General features: G+C 62.5%; 14 protein-coding genes. 2 read left to right on the top strand and 12 right to left on the bottom strand.

Going from position 1 to position 15,793, the window contains the following annotated elements:
- Positions 1-41: 41 nt before the first annotated feature.
- Positions 42-1,529, top strand: a complete 1,488-nt coding sequence (locus BLW50_RS24925; RefSeq protein WP_210186121.1) for an aldehyde dehydrogenase — start codon at positions 42-44, stop codon at positions 1,527-1,529.
- 44 nt (positions 1,530-1,573) lie between these two features.
- Here the strand turns inward: BLW50_RS24925 and BLW50_RS24930 are convergent, their stop codons facing one another.
- Positions 1,574-2,356: a short-chain dehydrogenase/reductase gene (locus BLW50_RS24930; RefSeq protein ID WP_090707556.1), complete on the bottom strand. Its 783-nt coding sequence runs from the start codon at positions 2,354-2,356 to the stop codon at positions 1,574-1,576.
- Between the two features lie 184 nt (positions 2,357-2,540).
- On the opposite strand from BLW50_RS24930, the gene BLW50_RS24935 reads away from it, so the two are divergent.
- Entirely contained in the window at positions 2,541-3,704 is a 1,164-nt protein-coding gene (locus tag BLW50_RS24935) for an acyl-CoA dehydrogenase family protein (protein ID WP_090707557.1), read from the top strand.
- A 65-nt stretch (positions 3,705-3,769) separates the two neighbouring features.
- Here BLW50_RS24935 and BLW50_RS24940 read toward each other — a convergent pair whose 3' ends face one another.
- The 11 genes from BLW50_RS24940 to BLW50_RS24990 form a co-directional block, all read right to left on the bottom strand.
- On the bottom strand, positions 3,770-7,030 hold the full coding sequence (locus BLW50_RS24940; protein ID WP_090707558.1) for an efflux RND transporter permease subunit: 3,261 nt from the start codon (positions 7,028-7,030) through the stop codon (positions 3,770-3,772).
- 10 nt (positions 7,031-7,040) lie between these two features.
- Positions 7,041-8,270 (bottom strand): efflux RND transporter periplasmic adaptor subunit, encoded by a 1,230-nt coding sequence (locus BLW50_RS24945; protein ID WP_090709665.1) that lies wholly within the window; start codon positions 8,268-8,270, stop codon positions 7,041-7,043.
- Positions 8,271-8,354: 84 nt separating this feature from the next.
- Positions 8,355-8,738: a hypothetical protein gene (locus BLW50_RS24950; RefSeq protein WP_139267731.1), complete on the bottom strand. Its 384-nt coding sequence runs from the start codon at positions 8,736-8,738 to the stop codon at positions 8,355-8,357.
- Between the two features lie 9 nt (positions 8,739-8,747).
- Complete coding sequence (locus BLW50_RS24955; protein WP_090707560.1) at positions 8,748-9,140, bottom strand: hypothetical protein; 393 nt, start codon at positions 9,138-9,140, stop codon at positions 8,748-8,750.
- Between the two features lie 147 nt (positions 9,141-9,287).
- A complete protein-coding gene (locus BLW50_RS24960) occupies positions 9,288-10,358 on the bottom strand; it encodes an acyltransferase family protein (protein ID WP_090707561.1) in 1,071 nt (356 codons plus the stop codon).
- A gap of 263 nt (positions 10,359-10,621) precedes the next feature.
- Positions 10,622-11,800 (bottom strand): alpha/beta fold hydrolase, encoded by a 1,179-nt coding sequence (locus BLW50_RS24965; RefSeq protein WP_090707562.1) that lies wholly within the window; start codon positions 11,798-11,800, stop codon positions 10,622-10,624.
- 13 nt (positions 11,801-11,813) lie between these two features.
- Complete coding sequence (locus BLW50_RS24970; protein ID WP_090707563.1) at positions 11,814-12,344, bottom strand: VOC family protein; 531 nt, start codon at positions 12,342-12,344, stop codon at positions 11,814-11,816.
- Positions 12,345-12,417: 73 nt separating this feature from the next.
- On the bottom strand, positions 12,418-13,155 hold the full coding sequence (locus tag BLW50_RS24975; protein ID WP_210186122.1) for an ABC transporter ATP-binding protein: 738 nt from the start codon (positions 13,153-13,155) through the stop codon (positions 12,418-12,420).
- Positions 13,148-13,948 carry an ABC transporter ATP-binding protein gene (locus BLW50_RS24980; protein WP_090707565.1) on the bottom strand — a complete coding sequence of 267 codons (801 nt, stop codon included), beginning with the start codon at positions 13,946-13,948 and terminating at the stop codon, positions 13,148-13,150. Before BLW50_RS24980 ends, BLW50_RS24975 begins: the two co-directional genes overlap by 8 nt.
- Positions 13,945-14,874, bottom strand: coding sequence for a branched-chain amino acid ABC transporter permease (locus BLW50_RS24985; protein WP_090707566.1), 930 nt, complete (start codon positions 14,872-14,874; stop codon positions 13,945-13,947). Before BLW50_RS24985 ends, BLW50_RS24980 begins: the two co-directional genes overlap by 4 nt.
- Complete coding sequence (locus BLW50_RS24990; protein WP_090707567.1) at positions 14,871-15,767, bottom strand: branched-chain amino acid ABC transporter permease; 897 nt, start codon at positions 15,765-15,767, stop codon at positions 14,871-14,873. The genes BLW50_RS24985 and BLW50_RS24990 overlap by 4 nt, the downstream gene beginning before the upstream one ends.
- Between the last annotated feature and the right edge of the window lie 26 nt (positions 15,768-15,793).

Genomic DNA, 15,793 nt, shown 5'->3' on the forward strand with positions numbered 1-15,793 from the left:
GCGGCCGCTCTAAACGTTTATATTTGTTGGAGTTGAATGAGATGCTCGACAAGATCGATATGCCGCGTGATCGCCTCTATGTTGGCGGTGAATGGCGCAAGGGACAGGGCGCGGAGATCACCTCGATCTTCCCGGCCGATCGCACGCACAATGCCACAGTCTCCGGCGCTTCGGCCGCCGACGTCGAGGACGCGATCGCGCGGGCGCAGGAAGCCGCCAACGCGGCGAGCTGGAAGCGCCTGAAGCCGCATGAGCGCGCCACCTTCCTTTACAAAATCTCCGAAGGCATCTCCCGCAATATCGATCGCATCTCCTATATTCAGACGCGCGACACGGGCAAGACGCTCGGCGAGACGCGGGCACTGGCCGCTAGCGCTGCCGGCACGTTCCGCTATTTCGCCGCGGTCTGCGAAACGGAAGAAGAGCAGATCACGCCGGCGCGTGGCGATTACATCACCCTGTCGCGCTGGGAGCCGATCGGCGTTGTCGCCGCGATCACGCCGTGGAATTCGCCGATCGCCAGCGATGCACAGAAAATCGCGCCGGCGCTCGCTGCCGGCAATGCGGTGATCCTCAAGCCGGCCTCGTGGAGCCCACTGGTGTCGCTAGAGCTGGCGCGCATCATCGACGAGAGCGGTTTGCCGAAAGGCCTGCTGTCGGTTCTGCCGGGGGCAGGCGGCATTGTCGGCGATCTCCTGGTCACCCATCCGGCGATCGGCAAGGTGTCGTTCACGGGAGGCACGTCGGTTGGTCGCAATCTCGCCCGCAAGGCGGCCGAGAAGCTGATGCCGGTGTCGCTCGAACTCGGCGGCAAGTCGCCGACGATCGTGTTCGAGGATGCCGATATCGACCTGACCATTGCCGGCCTGCTGTTCGGCATCTTCTCTTCGACGGGCCAGTCCTGCATTGCCGGTTCCAGGCTTTATGTGCAGCGCTCGATCTATGCGGCGTTCATGGAGCGGCTTGTCGCGCGGACAAAGGCGCTGCGCGTCGGCCATCCGTTCGAAAGCAGCACCCAGGTGGCGCCGATGATTCACGAAGATCATCGCGCCAGCGTCGAGCGTTTCATCGCTCAGGCGCGCCGGGACAAAGGCACCGTTCTGGCAGGGGGGCAGCGTCCGTCGGGCGGCAACTATAACGAAGGTGTCTATTACGAGCCGACGATCATCGGCGATATGGCGCCGGGTGCCGAAATCTGCCGTGAGGAAGTGTTCGGTCCGGTGCTGACCGTGTTCCCCTTCGACGATGAAGAGACCTTGATCCGCGACGCCAACGACAACGAATATGGCCTTGCCTGCGGGATCTGGACGCGGGACGTCGTCAAGGCGCTGCGCATCGGCGCGGCCATCAAGGCCGGCACGGTGTGGATCAACACCTATAAGCAGTTCTCGATCTCGACACCGTTCGGCGGCATGAAGGCGAGCGGCCTTGGCCGCGAGAAGGGCCGCGACGGTCTGCGCGCCTATATGCAGCAGAAGTCCTATTACATCGACACGAGCGGCAACCCGCATCCTTGGGCTGGGCTCTGATCTGAATCGCCGATGTTATTGGTCAAACGTGAAGGCGGCGCGGTTTACACCGCTCCGCCGCGATAAGCGCTGCCGGCGTCGACATCGAGCGTTGCGCCGCTGACATAGCCGCAGGCGGGCGAAGCGAGGAAGACGGCGGTGCGGGCCATTTCGCCGGGTTCGGCGAGGCGGCCGAGCGGTGCGTGCTGCTCCATTTCTTGCCAGCGGCTTTCGTCGCCATATTTGGTCTTGGCGCGGGCCTTGGCCAGAGTGACGGCGCGATCGGTTTTTGTTGAAGAGGGGTTGATGCCGAAGACGCGGACGCCCCAATCGACGGAGCGTCCGCCGATGGCGCCGGTGAAGGCCATCAGCGCCGCATTGCCGGTGCCGCCGCAGGCATAGTCATAGCGCGGGCTGCGGCCGCCGCCGCCGATGATGTTGACGATGACGCCGGAGCCCTTTTCCTTCATGCGGCCGAGATAGATCTGGCTGAGATGGATATAGCCCATCACCTTTAGCGCCCAGGCTTGTTCCCAGGTCTGCATGGAGAGATCGAGCAGGCCGCCGCCGGGGATGGCGCCGGCATTGTTGACGAGAATGTCGATATCTTTGGCCTGGGCCGCCAGCCGCTCGCGCTCGGCAGGCTGCGAGAGATCGCCGGCGAAGCCTTCGACCGCGACTTGATAGGTGCCGGCCAATTTCTTGCGCGCCGCCTCGACGGTGGCGGCGTCGCGGCCGGTGATGACGATGGAGCAGCCTTCAGCGGCGAAGGTCTCGGCGCAGGCATAGCCGATGCCCTTGGTGCTGCCGGTGATGAGGACGCGTTCTCCCTTGAAGCCGAGTTCCATGGCGTTTCTCCGTTGCGCGAAATGCTTTCTTCCTGCGTAGCCCCTTGCCGGGTTGCGAACAAGGATGGGCATTGCATGGGCCCCGTGCGGCGACGGCATCGATGGGCGTTCGGCGATGCATTGACCCGTAGCCATCCCGCTTTAAAGTCGAACAAAACGATCGCACTGAGGTGAACGAAACGCCATGCAGATTCCGACGTCCGAAGACCACGCCGATATCCGCGAAGCGGTGCGCGATCTTTGCGCGGCCTATGATGGCGCCTATTGGCGATCCGTCGACGAGGCGCGGGCCTATCCGGAAGCATTCGCTGAGGCGCTGACCAAGGGGGGCTGGCTGGCGGCGCTGATCCCGCAGGAGTATGGCGGGTCTGGCCTTGGTCTCACCGAGGCCTCCATCGTCATGGAGGAGATCAATCGCTCCGGCGGCAATTCCGGCTCGGTGCATGGGCAGATGTACAATATGTCGACCGTGCTCCGGGCTGGATCGGAAGCGCAGAAGCAGGCCTATCTGCCGCGCATCGCCAGCGGCGAACTGCGCCTGCAATCCATGGCGGTGACGGAGCCGACCACTGGCTCGGACATGACCAAGCTGAAGACGACTGCGGTGAAACGCGGCGACCGCTATGTGGTCAACGGCCAAAAAGTCTGGACGTCACGGTTGCAGCATTCCGACCTGATGATCCTCTTGGCGCGCACCACGCCCCTCGATCAAGTGAAGAAAAAGACCGATGGCCTGTCGGTGTTCATCGTTGATGTCGCGCAGGCGTTGAAAGGCGGCATGGCGATGACGCCGATCGCCAATATGGTCAACCACGAGACCAATCAGGTGTTTTTCGACGATCTTGAAATTCCCGCCGAAAATCTGATCGGCGAGGAAGGGCAGGGCTTTCGCACGATCTTCGCCGGCTTCAACGCCGAGCGCGTGCTGATCGCGGCCGAATGTATCGGCGACGGCTATTGGTTCGTCGACAAGGCGCGGGCCTATGCGGGCGAGCGCGTGGTGTTCGACCGGCCGATCGGCATGAATCAGGGCGTGCAGTTTCCGATCGCGCGCAGCTATATGAACATCCGCGCCGCCGATCTCATGCGTTACAACGCTGCAGCGCTGCATGATGCCGGCAAGCCGAACGGGGCGGAAGCCAATATGGCGAAGCAGCTCGCGGCTGATGCGTCATGGGAGGCGGCGAATGCCTGTTTGCAGACCCATGGCGGTTTCGGTTTCGCCGCCGAATATGATGTCGAGCGTAAATTTCGCGAGACGCGGCTTTATCAAGTCGCGCCGATCTCGACCAATCTGATCTTGTCGTACCTCGCCGAACATGTGTTGGGTCTGCCGCGCTCCTATTGAAGAAGCGCGCTCTCGGTGTCATCCCAGGCGCTGCAAGCGACCCAGGATGACAGATAGAGCGTGTGTCAGAGTGTTTCGTTTATAGGCTCCAACTGCTTTGAAGGGATCGAAGCGTCTGAATGCTCTTGGTCCCTGCGAGCTGCCGCCACACGACCAAAACGGCTGTAGAGCGCCGGCAATACCAAGAGCGTGAGCAAAGTCGCACTGATCAGCCCGCCGATGACGACCGTGGCGATGGGGCGCTGCACCTCAGCACCTGTGCCGGTGGCGAGCGCCATCGGCACGAAGCCGAGCGAGGCGACAAGCGCCGTCATCACCACGGGGCGTAAGCGCGTCATCGCGCCTTCATAGATCGCCTCGCGGATCGATTTTCCTTCCTCCACCAATTGTCGGATGAAGGTCAGCATCACCAGGCTGTTGAGCACGGCAATGCCCGACAGCGCGATGAAGCCGACGGCGGCCGAGACCGACAGCGGCATGTCGCGCAGCCAAAGCGCCGCGATGCCGCCCGTCAACGCCAGGGGCACGGCGCTGAAGACAAGCAGCGCGTCGCGCACCGAGCGCAGCGCCGAGAACAACAGGATGAAGATCAGGAAGAAGCAGGCGGGCACGACGATCATCAGGCGCTGCTGCGCGGCCGCCAGATTCTCGAACTGACCACCCCAGGTCACCCAATAGCCAGCGGGGATCTGCACCTTGCGCTCGATCTCGCTGCGCGCTTCATGCACCACGGAGGCGATGTCGCGACCGCGCACATTGGCGGTAACGACGATGCGGCGTTTGCCATTTTCGCGCGAGATCTGGTTCTGTCCTTCGACCACATTGAACGCGGCGAGTTGTTTCAGCGGGATCGAGCGGCGCGCGCCATCGGCGCTGACCGGTAGCGGCACGGGCAGGTTTTCGAGCGCGGTGATGTCCTGCCTGGCGCTATCGGGCAGACGCACGATGATCGGGAAACGCCGGTCGCCCTCGAAGACGACGCCAGCCCGCTCGCCGCCGATGGCCGAGCCGATAACGCCATGGACCATGCCGAGGCTGAGGCCGACGCGAGCCAGCTGCGACTTGTCGACATTGATCTCCAGGAAGGGCAGGCCAGCCGCCTGTTCGACGCGCACGTCCTGTGCGCCTGGAACTTGACGTAGGATGGTGGCGATCTGATTGGCGCTGCGCAGCAGGGTGGGGAAATCGTCGCCGAAGACTTTTACAGCGACGTCGCCGCGCACGCCCGCGAGCAGTTCGTTGAAGCGCATCTGGATCGGCTGGGTGAATTCATAATTGTTGCCGGGCAGGCCCTCGACGCTCTGCTTGATGCGATTGACCAGGCTTTCCTTCGGTTCGGACGGATTGGGCCAATCCGTCTGCGGCTTGAGAATGATGAACGTGTCCGACGTATTGGGCGGCATCGGATCGGCGGCGATCTCGGCCGTGCCGGTCTTGGAGAAGACGAAGGCGACTTCGGGGAATTGGCTGACGGCCTTTTCCACGGCGAGCTGCATGTCCTGCGATTGCGTCAGCGACGTGCTGGGAATGCGGATCGCGTGCATGGCGATGTTCTTTTCGTCGAGCTGCGGAATGAATTCCTGGCCAAGACGGGAGAGCATCAGCATGGCGCCGACAAACAAGGCCACGGCGGTGATGATGGTGACGCCGGGACGTGCCAGGGCGCGCATCAAAGCCGGTTGGTAGGCGCTTTTGAAGGCGCGGATGGCCATGTTTTCTTTTTCCTGCACCGGGCGGTTGAGGAAAATGGCGATGGCCGCCGGCACGAAGGTGAGGGAGAGGACGAAGGCGGCTGCCAGCGCGATGATGACGGTGAGCGCCATCGGCTCGAACATCTTGCCCTCGACGCCGGTGAAGGTGAGTAGCGGCACATAGACGAGGATGATGATGGCCTGGCCATAGACCGAGGGTTTCACCATTTCGCCGGCCGAGGCGATGACTGTGTCGAGGCGCTCCGAGCGGGTGAGGGCGCGACCGAGTTTATGTTGTCGTTCGGCCAGATGGCGCAGGCTGTTTTCGGCGATGATGACGGCGCCATCGACGATCAACCCGAAATCGAGCGCGCCCAGGCTCATCAGATTGGCGCTGATGCGTCCCTGCAACATGCCTGTCGCGGTGATCAGCATGGCGATGGGAATGACCAAAGCGGTGATGAAGGCGGCGCGGAAATTGCCGAGCAGGATGAACAGCACAAAGATGACGAGGAGCGCGCCTTCGGCCAGATTCTTGGCGACGGTCTTGACCGTGGCGTCGACCAGGAGCGTGCGGTTGAGCACCGTCTGAATTTCGATGTCGGCTGGAAAGGCGGTGCGGATCTCCTGCACTTTCTTGTCGACGGCGGCGGAGACGGTGCGGCTGTTGCCGTTGATCAGCATCAGCGCCGTGCCGACGACCACTTCATGGCCGTTTTCGCTGGCGCTGCCGGTGCGCAGTTCGCGACCGATCGAGACATCGGCGACATCGCGCACGCGCACCGGCACGCCCTTGCGCGTGCTGACCACCACATCGCGGATATCGTCCATGGTTTCGAGCCGGCCGCCGCTGCGCACCACATAGCCCTCGCCATTGCGCTCGATATAGCCGGCGCCGCGGCTGGCATTGTTGCTTTGAATGGCTTCCTGGAGATCGCCGAAGGAGAGGCCGAAGCTGTTGAGTTTGGCGGGATCGGGCTGAACGTGAAACTGCTTCTCGAAGCCGCCGATCGTATCGACGCCAGCCACACCCGGCACATTGCGCAATTGCGGCCGGATCACCCAATCCTGCAGGGTTCTGAGATAAGCGGTCTTTTCCAGCTCGCTCGTCAGGCGGGCGCCTTCCGGCGTCAGATAGCTGCCGTCGCTTTGCAAGCCGGTGCTGCCATCACGCGCGGCGTCGGGCTTCACCTGCTTGTAGCGTACGGCCCACATGTAGATTTCGCCCAAGCCCGTCGAAATCGGCCCGATGCGGACTTCCGTGCCGGGGGGCAGGTTTTCCTTAGCCTCGATCAGGCGTTCGCCGATCTGTTGGCGAGCGAAATAGATGTCGGTCTTTTCCGAGAAGACGGCGGTGACCTGGGCAAAGCCATTGCGCGACAGTGAGCGGGTATTTTCCAGGCCGGGGATGCCAGCGAAAGCGGTCTCGATGGGGAAAGTGACCTGCCGTTCCATATCGACAGGCGACAGTGCTGGCGCGACGGCATTCACCTGCACCTGATTGTTGGTGATGTCGGGAACGGCGTCGATCGGCAGGCGCGCCAGCGACCAGGCGCCAAGCGCGCAGGCAAGGACCGTGAGCAGAACGATTAGCCAGCGCTGATGGACGGAAAAGGCGATGATACGGTTGATCATGACAGGCTCATCAATGCGCGTGTTCGGCTTCGGACTTGCCGAGATCGGCCTTCAACGTGAAGGTGTTTTTCGTGGCGATCTCTTCTCCGGGATCGAGGCCGAAAACGATCTGGCTGCTGTCGTCGTCGCTGTCGCCCAACGCCACTTCGCGTTTGGCGAAGCCTTCCTTTGTTCGCACGAACACAACCTGTTCGCTGCCGATGGTCTGTAGCGCTGACTTCGGCACTTTCAGTTCGACCGGCTTGGCATCGATGATGATCTTCGCGGTCAGATAGGTGCCGGGCCGCAGTTTCGCGCTGGTGTTGTCGAAGGCGGCGATCACCCGTGCGGACCGGGTCTCTTGATTGAGAATGGGGCTGACGAAGACGATCTTGCCTTCGATGGGGCCGGCATCGGTTGCGGCGGTGACTTTATCTCCCTCGTGCACGTGTGTGAGGTCAGCGGTGGGGACCGAGAGATCGGCCCAGACGCCGGACAGGTCGGCGATGACGTAAAGCTCCTTCTCCTGACCTTCGCCATTGACGGGGGCACCGACGTCGACGCGCCGTTCGATGATACGGCCATCGATCGGCGCGCGAATCTCCTTGCGTCGCAGGGCTTCGACTGGCTGTTTGGCGAGTGCGTTGACTTCGTCTGTGGTGAGATCCAGGGCGGCCAGCTTCTGCCGTGCCAGTTCCAATTGCAGGCGCGATTCCGTCGTGGTGGCGCGCACTCTCAGAAATTGCTGTTCCGCGCTGATCTTTTGATCGTAGAGCCGCTTTTCACGTTGGAACAGATCGGTCTGCAGTTCGTAGGTGACGGTGGCGGCGAGGAAGGCGCTCTTGGCTTCGGCGACTTCTCGGCTGTCGATGATGGCGATGATCTCGCCGGCGCGAACCACGTCGCCAAGCTTCTTGCGCATCTCGGCCACCGTGCCGACGACCTTGGCCGCGACGCGAGCGATCTTGTCGGGATCAGGCGTGACGACGGCCGGTGCTGTCAGGCGACGATACAGTTCGCCAGCGGCTGCGGGCGCCACAGTGAATTGACCGGCCTCGACCTGGGCATCGCTCAGAACGATCGCGCCCTCTTTGTCCTCGTGGCCGTGCGCTTCCTGCGGGGTCTGCGCCTGGGCCGGCGCGTCGGACAAGAGGCCGATGGCGGTCAGCGCATTGCGCACAGGTTCGATTTTCGACGCGGCAAGCGCGCCCATGAGAATGCCGGCGAACAAAGTCGCGGCAAGAATTGTGTTGCGTGTCATGGTCAGTCCCGAGAGCCCAACCGGCATCGCGCCGGCAATCAGGCGAGAAATCGCTACGAGCCGCGATGGCTCGAGTGGAGGCGATCAGGCTCTGGGGGGCTCGGGCAGGGGTGGCGGATCGCGCGACGCGAGAGGCGATACAGCCAAAGTGATGCGCTGACCGGCGATGGTCGGCGCTTCCGGCTGGGCCTGTGCCGACTGAAAGGCAAAGGTCGCGTGGCAGCCGCAATGGGCATGGATGTGAACGGCGCCGGAGGTGCCATCCTTGTCCTGATCCACATCGGAAGCGGTATGGACCGCCTGATGATGGAGCGAGGCAATGCCCGCGTCATGGTCGAACGAGACGTTCAAGGGTTGCGCGGTGTTGAGCGTGAGGACCAGTGCCAGCGCCAGAACCATAGCGAAAACCCACCGCAGCCCATGGGGCACGGAAGCCTGTCGCAATTGAATCTGGTGAAGCGTCCTCATGATATCCGATCAGCGCTTGATATCGGTAGTATAGCGGCCTTTGCCGATTTCGCCATCCTTGCCCTTCAGCGTCACAGTGGCGCGGAAGCGGCCTTCGACAACGAAGTCGAACTTACCTGCCAGACGATTGTCACCAGAAGGTGTCAATTCAACGGTCTTCTGTTCATTGCCTTTGGCCAACACCATGGCGATGGCGCTGTAGGGCGATGCGTCGACCTTCATGTCCTTGCTATCAGTCAGAAAAAGGCTGATCTCACCGCCGCGCACCACCATTTCGGCTTCGAGCTTGCCGATGTTGACAATCTGCCCGCCATTGGGTGCGGCATGCGAATGGCCCTGTGCCAGTGCGGGATATGACAGGGCGATGATCGCTGAGGTGAGGAAAGTTCTTCGTAATAACATAACGTACAGCTCCTCTGTTGCATGGGCCTGCACCTGTAACGCTATTGCGTCACAGGCGGCGCGTGAGCGCGGTGTCAGGCCGCACAGGGAGGTAGTGATTTTCGATAAGGCCGCAAGACAGATCCTACCGGGGTAGAATCTCCGCTCTCAGGTCAGCCGCGCCCAGCGCGGTCGCGTGTAGAGGAAGGAAAACGGCGTGTTCTTCACGACAATGTCGAGCACGATCGGTACCGTGACGGCGACAGCCAGCACCAGAAGCGAGGCGACGTCGACATTGGTGACGAAGCCCGATTTCAGCAGGGCGATGCGCATCGCTGCCATCGGCAGAACGAAGGTGAGATAGATCGCCAGGGAATGCGAGCCGATGTGGCGGAAGAAGCCGAAGGGTTCGTATTTTGCGAGCAGCACTGAAGCGGTGACGACCGCCAGGGCGCCAGCCAGGCCGAGGATGAAGCCAAGGCCTGGCAGGCTGCTATAGCCCGCCTTCCAGATCAGGCCATGGATGAGGGCCCAGACCAGGAGCGCGCCGAGCGCCGGCAGAGGTTGGGCGGCGATGCGCGAGGCCCATTGCAGGATGCGCGGTCCGGCCTTGGCGCCGATATAGAAGTAGATGAAGAACAGGCAGAACGCGTTGATCGCCGTCCAGCGGGTCAGAGTCGAACTCAAGCCGTAGTCGTTGGGATCAAGATGAAAGGCGGCGAGGAGATGCAGGCCAAAGCCGCCGATGAGCACCAGCCAGAGCGGCCGGGTCCAGACCAGGCGCAGTGCGATGAAGAGCAGCGGCAGCAAGTGGATGAACCACAGGGTGCTGAACGGCTCAACGAAACCCCACAGATATTCGCTGAGGAAACTCTGCGGATCGGTGAGCCCCATGCCACGCGCCTTGACCAATAGGATGATGGCCATCCAGAGCGCCAGGAAGTAGCCGAAATAGATGAGTTTGCGATCAAGGAAATCGCGCCAGGGGCGGGCCATGGCGGCGGTAGCGAAGAGGCCCGAGACCAGAAAGAAGTCCGGCATGCGGAACGGCTTGGCGAAAGAAATGAGATGGTGCATCCAGCCTGAGGTGCCGGGGAAAGCTTCGTCAACGCCGGTGACGGTGTGCAGCATCACCACCATGAGGATGCAGATCCCCTTGGCCGTGTCGACCCAAGCGAGGCGCTTGGTTGCGGGGCGTGCGAGAGGCGAACTTACGTCGGAGACGGTTTGAGCGGTCATCGTGTTTGCACCCCGAGGGAGGCCGGCACTAAGACGAACGGGTGGGGGGCTCCGCTGTCGCGGGCGGTGGTCAGTCGATCCTCGCGGTGCCAAGCCGGCGGATGCCCAGTCAGCAAAGAAACCGCATTTTCCCACATAACGCAGGGATAAGCCGCGCGGCCCTCGTCGGCAAGCGATGTTTCGATTTACGATGAATAGGTCACTACCACAGCGCCGGGCGGAGCCGTTGCAACGGCCCGAGGCCGGAGATCAAGCTCAAGGCCTCAGTTCTCAAGCAGCGCTTTGCGCCGGCTCCAGTCGCTGACGGCGCCGATACATTGGGCGAGCTCCGCCGGCTGGCCCAGGAAGTAATGGGTGGCGCCTTGGATCTCGACATAGTCCTTGTCGGTGGTGGCAAGCGCGGCGCGGATGGCCGGATTGTGCGTTGCCGGCACCGCATCATCGGCTTGGTTGACGATTTGCAACACCGGCGTCTTGGTGATCCGCGCCGCATTCACAACGCCGCGCGCATTGGTGTGATCGACCGACCATTGCGACAGCCAGGAGCGCAAAGACGTATAGCGGGCGATGCCGGCGGGGGCCGAATTGGCGATGCGGGGATCGCCGAGGAAACACCAGCCGGGCTTACGGCCATTGGGATCGACAGCGGGATCAAGCCAGCGCACGTCGCAATTGGTGCGATGGACGACGAAGCCGCGTTCCATCTCGCCGTCGTTCTTCTTCTTCAGCTTTTCCAGCATCGCCTGGACATTGGCGGTGATGCGTCGGTTGCGTGCCAGCTGGGCGCTGCGGAAGCGCGCGACGAAGTCGGCGCTATAGGGCGGCTGCGCCGGGCATTGGGCGTTGTAGATATCGAGCTCGAGATCGCGATCGTCGGGATCAGCTTCGTTGCGCAGCGACGGGTCGAGCCATTCGGTCAAGGTCTCGGCGCGGCTCAGATGGGCGGCGATGAAGATGACGCCATCGGCAGGTTGCAGGTTCGCCGTGGTGAGATCGTAAGGATCGCCGGCTGGCGTGTGGGTGATGGTCGGCGCCTCGGCTTGCGCTTGATAGAACAACGACAGGGAGCCGCCGCCCGACCAACCGACAAGCACCACTTTGCGATAGCCGAGCACTTCGCGCGCATGGCGAACATATTGGCCAAGATCGTAGACGACCTTTTCTATGATCAAGGCGCTGTCGTTCTTGGCGTAGCGGCTGCCGCAGCACATGACGTGCAGGCCGGAATCGGCGAGCGCTGTCGGCATCGGCAGAAGGTTCAAGGTCGTTGCCGGATGCATGAACAGGAAGACCGTGTCGGATGGCCTGTTGCGCGGCACAAGCCGCTGGCCTTCGAGCACGGTGATGCCCTGGCTGCCGACGAAACCATAGGTTTCGACCATGCGGACGGTTTCAGCAAAGCTGATGACGACCGGAACCCGGTCCCATTCGATTTTTGTCATTGGGATCCGATGGTCAGGCGGCAGCGGTGGCGCGATGCTTCTGCTTCCAGTCGCGCAGCGCGTCATGCGCCTCGCGCCGGTAGCCTTGCATCTCCTTGTCGTCGACCACCTGGGTGGTGAATTCGAGGCGCACGCCATTGGGATCGAAGAAGTAGATCGAATGGACGAAATGATGATCGACTTCGCCCAAAACTTCGATGCCGTGCTTTTGCAGATGCGCCTTCATGGTGCTCAGCGCCTTGTCATCGGGCACGTTGAAGGCGATGTGATTGACCCATTTCGGCGTGTTTGGCGAAGGTTCGCCAGCCTTGCCGTCGCCGAGATCGAAGAAGGCGATGCAGGAGCCATCGGCGAGCTGGAAGAAGAGATGTAGGAACGGGTTCGGATCGCCCGTCGAGGGCGCGTCGCCGCTGACCACATGGACCAGCGGCAGGCCCAAGATGTCTTCATAGAAGTGGCGGGTCTCTTCGGCGTCACGGCAACGATAGGCGGCGTGATGCAGGCCGAGGACGCTCGGAATGGTAGATGGTGATGCACCAGACATATAATCCCTCCGGATGTCTCTTGCACGAAGATTAGTACTCTAATCTTTTTTGCGGCCGCGCGCTACTGTTTCATCACGCGCTCTGTGGGCTCGACAGGCTGAAATAAAGATCGTGGATGTCGGAGCGGCGCGACAGGCTCGGGCAGTCGCTTTCCAAAACGATGCCGCCCTTGATCATTACATAAGCCCGTTCCGTCGCCATCAAGGCGATCGGAAGCTTCTGTTCGACCAAGAGAAACGTCAGGCCGTCCCGGCGCAGCAATTGCAGCGCCGCGAGGATTTCATCGATGACTTTGGGCGCGATGCCAAGAAAGGGTTCGTCGAGCAGCAGCATTTTGGGCTTGCTCATCAGGGCGCGGCCGATGGCCAGCATCTGCTGTTCGCCACCCGACATGGCGCCGGCGCGCTGGCTCTTGCGTTCGGCGAGGCGCGGAAACAGCGTGTAGACGTGGTCGAAGCGTTCTTCGAGCGTCGAGCGTTGGCCCAAGGTCATGGCGCCAAGGCGCAGATTTTCGACGACACTGAAGGGCGAGAAAATCTGTCGTCCCTCGGGCACAAGCGCCAGGCCTTTGGCGACGAGCCCATGGCTTGGCACGGCGCTGACATCCGCGCCGGCAAAGCGCAGCGTGCCGCGTCGGCGCGGTAAGGTCGCGGTGAGGGCGGCCATCACGGTCGACTTGCCGGCGCCGTTGGGGCCGAGCAAAGCCACGGCCTCGCCTTCCCGGATTGTGATCGAGACGTCGTGCAAGATGTCGCCTGGGCCATAGCCGCCGCTGAGCGTGATCGCCTCAAGCATGAGAGCTTTAGACATGAGCGCCTCCTGACGGCAGCTCGTTCACGGCGCTGCCGAGATAGGCTTCGATCACAGCCGCATTGGCGGTAATCTCCTGCGACGTGCCTTCGCCGATCTTACGGCCGAAGTTGAGCACGACGATGCGTTCGGCCAGCGGCATGAGGAAATGCATGTCGTGTTCGATCAGCAACACTGAAACGCCCTCGGCGGCGATGGTGCGGATCAGCGTGCCGAGGCGGCTGATTTCCGCTGCGGTCAGGCCGGCGGCTGGTTCATCGAGCAGGATGGCGCGGGGATCGCCGGCGAGCGCGCGGGCGATTTCCAACAGCCGGCCTTCGCCGAAAGAAAGCGTGGTGACATCGGCATGGAGATGATGGCCAAGACCGACGAACTCCACCAGTTCGGCGGCGCGCGCGCGGGCCTGTTTCTCTTCCTGCAACACGCGGGCGCGTTGCAGCAGGATATCCAGCACAGAAGCGCTGAAGCGCCGATGCGCGCCGACCATGACGTTATCGGTCAGCGACATGCCGGCGAAAGGCATATTGTGCTGGAAGGTGCGCAGCATGCCCTTTGAGGCAATGCGATGCACAGGCAGGCCATCGATCCGCTGACCATCGAGCTCGATCTGGCCGGAACTCGGCGCCAGCATGCCGGTGACGAGATTGAATGTGGTGGTTTTGCCCGCGCCGTTCGGGCCGATAAGGGCGAGAATTTCACCATGGCCGACATCGAAGCTCAGGTCCTCGACGGCAGTGAGGCCGCCAAAGCGTTTGCTCAATCCGGCGACGCGAAGGAGAGGCGCTTTGCTCATGATTGGGCTCGCGGACGCAAGCGATCAAGAAGACCCGCGAGCCCTGCCGGCTGATACAGGATGGCGAGAACGACGAGAATGCCGAAGATCACCAGATAGCCGTGGCCAACGATCGGCTCGAGGACGAAGGGGGCGAGATAGAGCAGGACCGCGCCGATGACGGCGCCGATCGGCCGGCCCATGCCACCGACGATGATCATGAACAGGAGCAAAAACACGTTGTCGAGCCCGAACACCGGCGGGTTGATGACATTGTCCGTATAGGCATAGGCGATGCCGGCAATGCCAGCGAGCGTGCTGGTGAGCGTGAAGGTGATAACCTTGGTGCGCCTGACATCGATGCCCATGGCCGCCGCCACTGCTGGATTTTCGCGGATGGCGCGGCAAGCGCGGCCAAAGGCAGATTCGCCGAGGCGGTTGAGCAACAGCAACGTGCCAGCGACCAGCAGCACCAGGACAACCGTGTACCAGGGCCCGCGCAGCTGGTAGCCGAAGATGTCGGGCAGGGTATAGCCGGCGATGCCGCCGGTGCCGCCTGTGAGGTCGCCGCCTTCATTGATAAGCACGGCGAACAATTGCGCGAAGGCGAGGGTGGCGAGCGCCAGATAGAAGCCCTCGAGCCGCGTCGATGGCACGGCGACAATGAAGGCGAGCAACGCGCAGAGCGCGATGGCGCCGACAAAGGCAATGCCGAAGGGTAAGCCGAGTTTGACCGATAGGATTACCATCGCATAGGCGCCAACGCCGGCGAAGGCGAAATGCGAGAAGGCGACCTGGCCGGCGGTGCCGAACAGGAAATTGTAGCTCAGCGCCAAAGCGACCCAGATGAGCATCTTGCGATAAACATCTGTGCCGTAGCCGCCGAGAACGAAAGCGATGGCGCTGGCCGCGACAATGGCGGCGATCCAGATCAGGGTGCGGATCATCTGACCTCGCGCGGCGAAATCAGCCCGGTGGGCCGCACCAGCAGGAACAAGATCAGGAGAGTGAATGGAAAGGCCAGCGTCAGGCCCGAGGGGATCGGCAGATAACGCGCGCCGAGTTGTTCGGCGAAGGCCAGGATGAGGCCACCGAGCAAGGCGCCTTCGACGCGGCCGACACCGCCGATCACCAAAGCGGTGAAGCCTTGAATGGCGAGCGGCAGGCCCATCATGTAGTGCGCCGAGGTCAGCGGGCTGATCAGCAGGCCGGCGACGCCAGCGACCGCCGCGCCGGCGGCAAAGGCGAGCGCTGTGACGCGACCGAGATTGATGCCCATCAGGGCTGCGGCGCGGCGGTTGATCGCCACGGCTTCAAAGGCGCGGCCCCAGACGGTGCGCTCGAAGAAATACCAGACGCCGGCGAAGATCGTCAGCGTGGCGGCGATGATGAAGAACTGTTGCGGCGCCCCGGCGAAGGGGCCGATCTCCAAGCGCCGGTAGCCAAAGGGCGGCGGCGAGGGAAACGGATCGGCGCCAAACAGCAGAGTGAGGGTTTCGCGAAAAATCACCAGCACGCCAAGCAGAGCCAGGATTGGGCTGGTGACGGCGGCGCCGCGCTTGACGAGTGGGCGCACCGCCAGCCGCTCTACCGCCCAGCCGAGCAGGCCGAGAACGACGAGCACGACGGCGACCGCGACCGGATAGGGCGCGTCGAGACGCGGCCATAGCAAGGTCGTCAGCACGCCGACACCAACGAATGCGCCCGTCGCCGCCCATTCGCCGATGGCGAAATTGATGATCGACGTCGGACGCAACACGATCAGATAGGAGAGGGCCATCAGCGCATAGATGCAGCCGGAGGCCATCGCGCTGACTGTCAGCTCAAGAAAGTCTTCCATTGTGCGGCCGTGCTACCTGGCGCAGG

This window comes from Beijerinckia sp. 28-YEA-48 (genome assembly GCF_900104955.1).
Lineage (GTDB): Bacteria > Pseudomonadota > Alphaproteobacteria > Rhizobiales > Beijerinckiaceae > Terripilifer.

Bases quoted from the DNA above. Each gene is read 5' to 3' on its own strand.
- BLW50_RS24925 (WP_210186121.1), top strand. From the start codon at position 42: ATGCTCGACAAGATCGATATGCCGCGTGATCGCCTCTATGTTGGCGGT.
- BLW50_RS24930 (WP_090707556.1), bottom strand. From the start codon at position 2,356: ATGGAACTCGGCTTCAAGGGAGAACGCGTCCTCATCACCGGCAGCACC.
- BLW50_RS24935 (WP_090707557.1), top strand. From the start codon at position 2,541: ATGCAGATTCCGACGTCCGAAGACCACGCCGATATCCGCGAAGCGGTG.
- BLW50_RS24940 (WP_090707558.1), bottom strand. From the start codon at position 7,030: ATGATCAACCGTATCATCGCCTTTTCCGTCCATCAGCGCTGGCTAATC.
- BLW50_RS24945 (WP_090709665.1), bottom strand. From the start codon at position 8,270: ATGACACGCAACACAATTCTTGCCGCGACTTTGTTCGCCGGCATTCTC.
- BLW50_RS24950 (WP_139267731.1), bottom strand. From the start codon at position 8,738: ATGAGGACGCTTCACCAGATTCAATTGCGACAGGCTTCCGTGCCCCAT.
- BLW50_RS24955 (WP_090707560.1), bottom strand. From the start codon at position 9,140: ATGTTATTACGAAGAACTTTCCTCACCTCAGCGATCATCGCCCTGTCA.
- BLW50_RS24960 (WP_090707561.1), bottom strand. From the start codon at position 10,358: ATGACCGCTCAAACCGTCTCCGACGTAAGTTCGCCTCTCGCACGCCCC.
- BLW50_RS24965 (WP_090707562.1), bottom strand. From the start codon at position 11,800: ATGACAAAAATCGAATGGGACCGGGTTCCGGTCGTCATCAGCTTTGCT.
- BLW50_RS24970 (WP_090707563.1), bottom strand. From the start codon at position 12,344: ATGTCTGGTGCATCACCATCTACCATTCCGAGCGTCCTCGGCCTGCAT.
- BLW50_RS24975 (WP_210186122.1), bottom strand. From the start codon at position 13,155: ATGTCTAAAGCTCTCATGCTTGAGGCGATCACGCTCAGCGGCGGCTAT.
- BLW50_RS24980 (WP_090707565.1), bottom strand. From the start codon at position 13,948: ATGAGCAAAGCGCCTCTCCTTCGCGTCGCCGGATTGAGCAAACGCTTT.
- BLW50_RS24985 (WP_090707566.1), bottom strand. From the start codon at position 14,874: ATGATCCGCACCCTGATCTGGATCGCCGCCATTGTCGCGGCCAGCGCC.
- BLW50_RS24990 (WP_090707567.1), bottom strand. From the start codon at position 15,767: ATGGAAGACTTTCTTGAGCTGACAGTCAGCGCGATGGCCTCCGGCTGC.